A 1,372-nucleotide genomic window follows, 5' to 3' on the forward strand; every position below is an offset into this window, starting at 1 on the left:
GTTGGGGAACACGGAGGTGCCGCGGTGCAGGGTGAGCACCTGCAGGTCCTTCGCGAGCAGCCCGGAGTCCTCGATGGACTGGCCCACCCAGCCGGAGCCGGCGTGCACGGTGATCTCACCGACCCCGTACCCGGTGGACACGGCCAGGCGCTGGCGCACGTCGATGTCGGGGAAGCCGGCCTGGTCCGCGACGTAGTCGATGATCGCGCCGGCCACGTCCAGGTCCGTGGCGGCCTCGATGCCCTGCAGCCCCGGGGAGGAGTTCACCTCCATGACCAGCGGGCCGTGCTCGCCCTCGAGCATGTCCACGCCCGCCACGCGCAGGCCCATGATGTGGGCCGCCCGCACGGCGGTCTCCGCGTACTCGGGCGAGAGCTCGACGCGCTCCACGGTGCCGCCGCGGTGCACGTTGGAGCGGAACTCGTCCCCCTGGGCCCGGCGGCGCATCGCGGCCACCACGCGGTCCCCCACCACGAGCGCGCGGATGTCCTTGCCCTTGGACTCCTCCACGAACCGCTGGATGAGCACCTGCTGGTTGGTGCCGTGCAGCGTCTCGATGATCGCCTCGGCCACCTTCTTGGTCGGCGCCAGGATCACGCCGATGCCCTGGGTGCCCTCGAGCAGCTTGATCACCACGGGTGCCCCGCCCACCGTGTCGATCGCCGTGGAGACCTCGCCGCGGTTGCGCACGAACACGGTGGCGGGCATGTCGATCTCGTGGCGGGAGAGGATCTGTGTGGCCCGCAGCTTGTCCCGCGAGTTCATGATCCCGGCGGCCGTGTTGGGCGTGTAGACGTCCATCTGCTCGAACTGGCGCACCACGGCGGTGCCGAAGTAGGTCACCGAGTTGCCGATGCGCGGCAGCACGGCGTCGTAGCCGGAGAGGGGGCGGCCGCGGAACATCAGATCGGGCTCGTCCGAGCTGAGGTCGATGCCGAAGCGCAGGGTGTCCAGGACCTTCACCTCGTGGCCGCGCTCGAGCGCCGCGGTCTTCAGGCGCTGCGTCGAGTAGGCGCGCAGGGAACGGGAGAGGATGGCGAGCTTCATGACCGCTTTCCTGGGAGGATGAGGGGCGTGTCTGAATCTAAGCACACGGCCCCGGCCCCCCACGGCGTGCCCCCCACCGACGACGGCGCCGCTCGCCCGGGGCTGGTGGGCTGGCGCGAATGGGTCGGCCTGCCCGCCGCCCACACCCCCTGGATCAAGGCCAAGATCGACACCGGCGCCCGCACCTCGGCGCTCCACGCCTTCGGCATCGAGCGGTTCACCCGCGACGGCGCCGCGTGGGTCCGGTTCGAGGTGCACCCGTGGCAGACCTCGGCCGCGGACGCGCGGACGGCCGAGCTGCCGGTGGCCGACCTGCGCACGGTCC

1 protein-coding gene and 1 pseudogene are annotated in these 1,372 nt (G+C 71.6%); one reads left to right on the forward strand and one right to left on the reverse strand.

Going from position 1 to position 1,372, the window contains the following annotated elements:
- Positions 1–189 precede the first annotated feature (189 nt).
- Positions 190–1,047, reverse strand: a pseudogene (gene rimK / locus AB0L75_RS44250) (30S ribosomal protein S6--L-glutamate ligase); the annotation flags it as partial.
- A gap of 27 nt (positions 1,048–1,074) precedes the next feature.
- Between rimK and AB0L75_RS44255 the strand changes: the two are divergent.
- Positions 1,075–1,372, forward strand: a 298-nt coding sequence (locus AB0L75_RS44255) for a RimK/LysX family protein (protein WP_365191947.1), incomplete at its 3' end; no start/stop codon positions are given.

This window comes from Streptomyces sp. NPDC052101, assembly GCF_040680235.1.
In the GTDB taxonomy this organism is placed as follows: Bacteria; Actinomycetota; Actinomycetes; order Streptomycetales; family Streptomycetaceae; genus Streptomyces.